Annotated in this window: 8 protein-coding genes; all 8 read right to left on the minus strand. The window is 67.2% G+C overall.

Annotated elements, in window-relative coordinates:
• Nucleotides 1-1,133: hypothetical protein (locus MLGJGCBP_RS12695; RefSeq protein WP_160095994.1), on the minus strand; the 1,133-nt coding region annotated here is incomplete at its 3' end.
• On the minus strand, nucleotides 1,118-2,008 hold the full coding sequence (locus MLGJGCBP_RS12700) for a hypothetical protein (protein WP_201453046.1): 891 nt from the start codon (nucleotides 2,006-2,008) through the stop codon (nucleotides 1,118-1,120). The genes MLGJGCBP_RS12695 and MLGJGCBP_RS12700, both read right to left, overlap by 16 nt.
• Nucleotides 2,005-2,697 (minus strand): hypothetical protein, encoded by a 693-nt coding sequence (locus tag MLGJGCBP_RS12705; protein ID WP_160095996.1) that lies wholly within the window; start codon nucleotides 2,695-2,697, stop codon nucleotides 2,005-2,007. Before MLGJGCBP_RS12705 ends, MLGJGCBP_RS12700 begins: the two co-directional genes overlap by 4 nt.
• A 17-nt stretch (nucleotides 2,698-2,714) precedes the next feature.
• A complete protein-coding gene (locus MLGJGCBP_RS12710) occupies nucleotides 2,715-2,966 on the minus strand; it encodes a hypothetical protein (RefSeq protein ID WP_160095998.1) in 252 nt (83 codons plus the stop codon).
• A complete protein-coding gene (locus MLGJGCBP_RS12715) occupies nucleotides 2,963-3,247 on the minus strand; it encodes a hypothetical protein (protein ID WP_160096008.1) in 285 nt (94 codons plus the stop codon). Before MLGJGCBP_RS12715 ends, MLGJGCBP_RS12710 begins: the two co-directional genes overlap by 4 nt.
• 36 nt (nucleotides 3,248-3,283) lie before the next feature.
• Nucleotides 3,284-3,922, minus strand: coding sequence for a DUF6668 family protein (locus MLGJGCBP_RS12720; protein WP_201453047.1), 639 nt, complete (start codon nucleotides 3,920-3,922; stop codon nucleotides 3,284-3,286).
• A complete protein-coding gene (locus MLGJGCBP_RS12725) occupies nucleotides 3,922-4,875 on the minus strand; it encodes a hypothetical protein (protein ID WP_160096002.1) in 954 nt (317 codons plus the stop codon). Before MLGJGCBP_RS12725 ends, MLGJGCBP_RS12720 begins: the two co-directional genes overlap by 1 nt.
• The coding region (locus MLGJGCBP_RS12730) for a hypothetical protein (RefSeq protein WP_160096004.1) at nucleotides 4,872-5,395 on the minus strand (524 nt) is incomplete at its 5' end. The genes MLGJGCBP_RS12725 and MLGJGCBP_RS12730, both read right to left, overlap by 4 nt.

Here is a 5,395-nt window from a genome sequence, read left to right on the forward strand (position 1 = left end):
CCACCACCGCTCCCGACCGCGGATACAGCAGGAGTGATCAGCCGCATCAGAGCGGGCAGGACCAGTGCCGTAGCGGCGAGCAGGGAGATCCCGATGAGCGAGTACTGAAACTGTTCGAGGGTCGGGGTTTGTCCTTCGGGGACGTCGAGCGCAGAGGACTGGGTTGTCAGAAATGCCATCGCGTACACCAGTGATGCGACGGGCTTGAACAGGCAAAACCCGATGACCCAGGCGAGGAGCTTCTCGTAGGACTGTGTTCCGGTCTTCGTTCCTCCGGCCGCGGCCGCGACGGGCAACGCGGCGACAGCGACGATGAGGAATCCCTGCCGGATCGGCATGAAGAACGCCTGTGCGAGGGCACCGATAGCGCCGACCAGGCCGATCAGCAGCATCAGGCCCGGTGCCAGCCCGGAGTAGGCGCCCAGGACCATCATCGCCTGCACGGTCCCGGCGGGATCGTTATTCGATGTCGCGTTGACGACTTCGGTCGCGAAGGCATCACCCGCGGCTGTCGCCAGGGCGACCACTACCGACATCATCGCGGCCGTCACGACTACCCGCACCATGGTGCGGAACGTCTCCTCGGCTTGATCGACCATCAGTTGCCGTCGTGCCGCGGCCAACCGCAGTGCCATGAATCCGATCGAGATGATCAAGAGGAAGGACTGGATCCAGACCGTGTACTCGTTGATCTGGGCCAGCGGAGCGAACAATTCGAGGTCGGCATTGGGGATTTTGATCCACCAGATGATCGCCATGACCATCGCCTGCGACATCCCGTCCAGCATCGACGTGACGATCTTGCCGAACTGCGAATCCCACTGCTCCTGGAGTTGTTCGCTGGCGAAGTCCTTGACTGCCGCGACTGGGTTGCCGTTGTGGTCGCACATGTTCCCGGCCCAGTTCCCGACGACGTCGCCGCTACTGGGTAGTCCAGGCACGTTGATGGCACCGAAGCCAGGTATTACCGTCCCCAGTCCCTCACCGAGTGCTTCCGCTCCCTGGCACACCAGGGAGCGATCCTCACCAGGCTTCGGTTCCGGTTCCTGTGCCGCAGCGGTATTCGCGACACCGAGGAGTACGGCGAGGGTGAGCGCCAGTGCGGTCAGCACATGGATCACGCGGCGGGCCACTGGGTCCACCCCCCGATGTTGCTGAGGTCCTTCTGCCCGCCGTAGAGATCGGCGGTGAGCTTGATCTGCCAGTCCCCGCCGCGCCAGAGCAGCTCCATCGGCGTAGAGATCCAGCCGGTGCCGCTCTCTTTGAGCATCGCGTACTCAATCTTGGCGTAGTCCGGGCGTTCCGGACTCCACTGGACGATCCGATAGGCGACGACACGGAAGTACGGCAACAAGGCCAGCTTGTCGCCTTCACCGGCGGCAACCGCATCGTTGGCCCGGCGCAAGAACTCTCGGCGCAGCTGCTCGAGCGGGTCACTGTCCGGGACGACTCGGTTGGTGTAGAACTCGGCTGCACCGGCGTTGGTAGCGCCGCCGCGGGTGTAGAGCTGGATACCGGCGAGCGCTGCACCTCGCGGGGTTTGGGCGAATCCGGTGGCCATGCGACCGTCGATACCGGTGGGACCGTCGGTGGTGGAGAAGGGCAAGGGGTAGTTGCGGATCTGCTGCCATTGCAGTCCGCCCGGAGCGCTGGTGGTGTCGTCGGCGGGTTTGCGGGCCGCGGTGTCCTGCTCGAGGGCGGCGCCGTCCGGGCTCGGGGGAACCTCGACTCGGCGGCCGAGCTCGTCGGTGTAGGGCAGGCCCCAGTCGTCGCGATCGGTTTGTGGTGGCGCCGTCGCCGGGGCACCGCCCCCGCTCGCCGCGGTGGTGTCCTCGCGACCTACGACATAGGCGGTCAGTCCGCCGACGAGCACGATGACCATGAACGTCGCCGAGACCCAGAACCCGATCCCGAGGCCGCGCATCTTGGAGGAAGCGGCCGCCGGAGTTGGCTGCTTGTCACCGGTTTCCGGGCTTGTCTCTTGGGTGTCGTTGTTGCCGGTGTTCATGGAGTGCCCTCCTGCCCGGTGCACGCCGTGTCCGGCGCGTCGAGGGTGACCTCGCGGGAGGTGTGGTAGTCGACGGTCTGCGGGTCGTAGACGTAGACCCGGGGTGTCGGGTCATCGGCTGCGGGGAGTTGGAGCTTCCAGTCCTGCCCGGTCCAGACGACGGTGGTGGCGGTGACCGAGACCGACTTGTCGCAGAACGCGGTGCGGATCGAGATGTCTGCGCGCTCGTCGGTGTAGTTGTCGACGACATAGCCGCTGAGCAAGGGGGCCTCGGCCGGGTCGGCGGCCGCGGTGACGCTGATCTGCGAGCGATTGACAGCGAACGCGTCACGTTCGGGGCCGGGAGCGATGCCGTTGTGGACGACGATCGCCCACTGGTCATCCCGAGCGACCGACATGCGCACCGTCTGGTGAATCGCGGCGAGGGCAGCACCCTGTGGGGAGTGCGTGAACCCGGACACTGCTCCGTTGCCGGTGTTACTGGCGGGGCCTTCGGCGGCGAACGGAAGCCAGATCGACTGGAATTGGTCCCATTCGAGGTCTGCGGGTGGGGTGGTCGGGTCGGGCGGCGTCGTCGTGGTGACCGAGTCGGTTGCGGAGCTCTCCTCATCGGAGCCGCACCCGGCGATCAGGGACGCCGCCGCTGCGGCAGCGGCGAGTGCTGCTGCCGCGCGGCGGGTGGTGACCATGGAATGGTCCTTTCTTCTCAGAACGTCAGGAGTGCGGCGGAGATACCGCTGGCCGCCGAATAGAGGACCGCGGAGATGAGAGTCATCCCGATCCGCGCGGCGGGTTCGGATTCGTACGGGTTCTGTTGCTTGTTCCAGGCGAAAAGGCCGCCGTACCAGACGAGTCGGATGGTCAAAATCGCGAAGATGATCCAGCTCAGGTACCGCCCGAGCTGCAGCAGCGGGTCGGTGACGGCGGCCGAGGGGATCCACATCGCGATCACGGTCATGACACGACCGCGGCCATGATCCCGCCTGCACTGGCGGCCACCACGCCGCCGACCAGTGCGCCGGCGATGATCTTCGGCGACTCGAGGCTGCCACCGTTGAATTTCTCCCAGCCGAACTTCCCGCCGCCGTAGACCAGGGCGAGAACGCCGGAGAACATGACCACCCAGGAGGCCCAGCGGCCGAGGGTGAGTAGCTTCTCCGACTTCGGGGGCGGTTCGGGGGGCAGTTCAATTCCCTGGGCCAGCACGCTGATCGTGTCGAGCGTGGCATGTAGCAGCATCATTTCGAGTTGTCCTCCTTGTTGTGTGAAACCCGGTCAGATGCCGGGGTTCAGGCGTTGGATGATCGATTGACGCAGCGCCCCAGCGATTTCGGCGATCTCGCTGGGCACGACCGTGGGGTCCTCTGCTGCGCGTTTCCTGTTCTCCGGTGGCGGGTCGCCGTGCGACCACACCGGAAGCTCTCGCGGGTTGCGCACGCGCGTGAAGTGTTCGATCCACCCGATTCGCCAGGTGGCGGGCGCCAGGCCGCTGACGATCTGGCGGGTGTGGTCGATCTCCTTCGGGATCTTGGTGCCGGGCCGGTCGGCAATGGTGATCAGTCCGATGACGGTGCTGCTGCCGGCTGTGCCTGCGATGTGCTGGCGCAGCAGATCCCCGGCCTGGTCGAGTGAGCCGACACGTTCGCGGGCGACGATCGCGACGAAGGGGGACTCGCCGTCGAACGGTCCCGGCCACTTCTGGCCGCACTCACCGGCGAAGTCCAGGACGTGACCGAGGGTGCTGATCCCTGCTCCGCCGTGTGCTCCGAGGAGCCAGACCAACGGGGCAGCACCGCTGTGGCCGCGAGGTACCGGCCGATCCCAGATCTCGGCGACATGGCTCGGGGCACGGACAGGCATGTGTGAGGCCGTGTTCTGCGGCTGGACGCGGCGGGAGAAGTTCAGTGCCGCCATCACCGATCACGACCCTGCACTGCCGCCGTCGCCCGTTGGATACGGGCGTAGGCGTCGACCGTGGCCGCGCGCAGTTCCCAGCTCGCGATCGCCACACCGGTGGCCAGATGGGGGTCGTAGGGAACCTCCTCGACGGCACGCACCACCGAGGACACATGGGCGATCAGCTCGGCCGGATCGACATCGGGTTCGGCGGAGTTCTGATGGGAGATCACCACCACGGTGCGGTCGAACACGTCGTTCCCGGCTGCCTGCCCGAGCAAGTCCAGGTAACCGCGCAACCGGTTGAACGAATCCGCCCGCGCCTGCACGACCAGCACGAACACCGCCTCGGTGTCTTCCCGCAGCGTGGTGCACTCGCGTAGCCGCAGCGCGTCCGGCCCCAGGTCGTAGACCACGGTGTCGACGCGGGGCCGGAGAATCTCTGCCACCTGCTGTACCGGGAGATCGTCGAACCGCAGCTCACCGCGGTCGATGATGCGTGCCCCGGCCGAGGACACGGGCAGTGATGCCACGATCGCGGCGGGGTCATCCGCGTCCGCGATCGTCTCGATCGCGGGAGCCTTGTCGTCGGTACCGGTGCGTGCTCCCAGGTCACCGCCCGCGACAGTCAGATCGACCACCGCTGCTGAGGCGGTTTCCTCGATAGCCCACGCTCCGGCGATACCGACCGCTGTCGTCGTTGCGCCCGCTCCCCCGCCCGCGCCGGTGACCAGCACCACCGGTGCCGGCCGCACTGCCCGCTGCGGCCATACCGGTGCGGGCTGGGGTGCACGTGCTGGCCCCCGGTGCGGCTGTTGCGGGTTGGGTGTGGGCTCAGTGACCCGGTCACCCCCGGGCGCAGCGGGGGCCGCGCCGCGCAGCGGGACGACCGCGGCTGTCGGTGTCTCTGCCTCGGAGTCCGATGCCGGGGCCTGGTTGAGCCATTGCATCCATTCGGGTTGGGAATTCACGGTGTTGCCTTTCCGATCGACGCGATCAGGTGACGGCCATCGACCACCCGTGTGGTCATGACCTGCTGCTCGTAGTCGGTTTCCTCACCGCTGATGCGGCGTTCGCGCAGCGTGACGAGGAACCGTGCCGGCGTCGTCGCGCGGATCGTCACGCAATGCTCGGCGCCAGCGGGGATTGCCGTATCGATCGCACTCTGGAGGGAGTCCGCGGCGGCGACGCCGACAGCATCGGCGGTGACCGCCGCGCGTGCCGCTGCCCCGGAGCGCTGCACGTAGTAGGCGTAATCGAAGGCGAGGATCGCGGCCGGACCGGAATCGGTTCCGCCCGGGCCGTTGCCGATGATCACACCGTCGGGAGCCGATGCCGGGTCACACCACGGGCGCGGGGTCTGCGAGCTCGGCGGAGCTGTGGTCGTAGTCTGCGCCACCACGGCGGCTGAGGGTTGTTCGTCCTGGCTGTCGCGAAGCGCCCACGCACCCAGCCCCACCACCACGGCGGCGGCCGCGACGACAGCCCCAC

The sequence above is a fragment of the Rhodococcus sp. T7 genome (assembly GCF_009872365.1).
GTDB lineage: Bacteria > Actinomycetota > Actinomycetes > Mycobacteriales > Mycobacteriaceae > Rhodococcus_F.

Bases quoted from the DNA above. Each gene is read 5' to 3' on its own strand.
- MLGJGCBP_RS12700 (WP_201453046.1), bottom strand. From the start codon at position 2,008: ATGAACACCGGCAACAACGACACCCAAGAGACAAGCCCGGAAACCGGT.
- MLGJGCBP_RS12715 (WP_160096008.1), bottom strand. From the start codon at position 3,247: ATGCTGCTACATGCCACGCTCGACACGATCAGCGTGCTGGCCCAGGGA.
- MLGJGCBP_RS12720 (WP_201453047.1), bottom strand. From the start codon at position 3,922: ATGGCGGCACTGAACTTCTCCCGCCGCGTCCAGCCGCAGAACACGGCC.
- MLGJGCBP_RS12705 (WP_160095996.1), bottom strand. From the start codon at position 2,697: ATGGTCACCACCCGCCGCGCGGCAGCAGCACTCGCCGCTGCCGCAGCG.
- MLGJGCBP_RS12710 (WP_160095998.1), bottom strand. From the start codon at position 2,966: ATGACCGTGATCGCGATGTGGATCCCCTCGGCCGCCGTCACCGACCCG.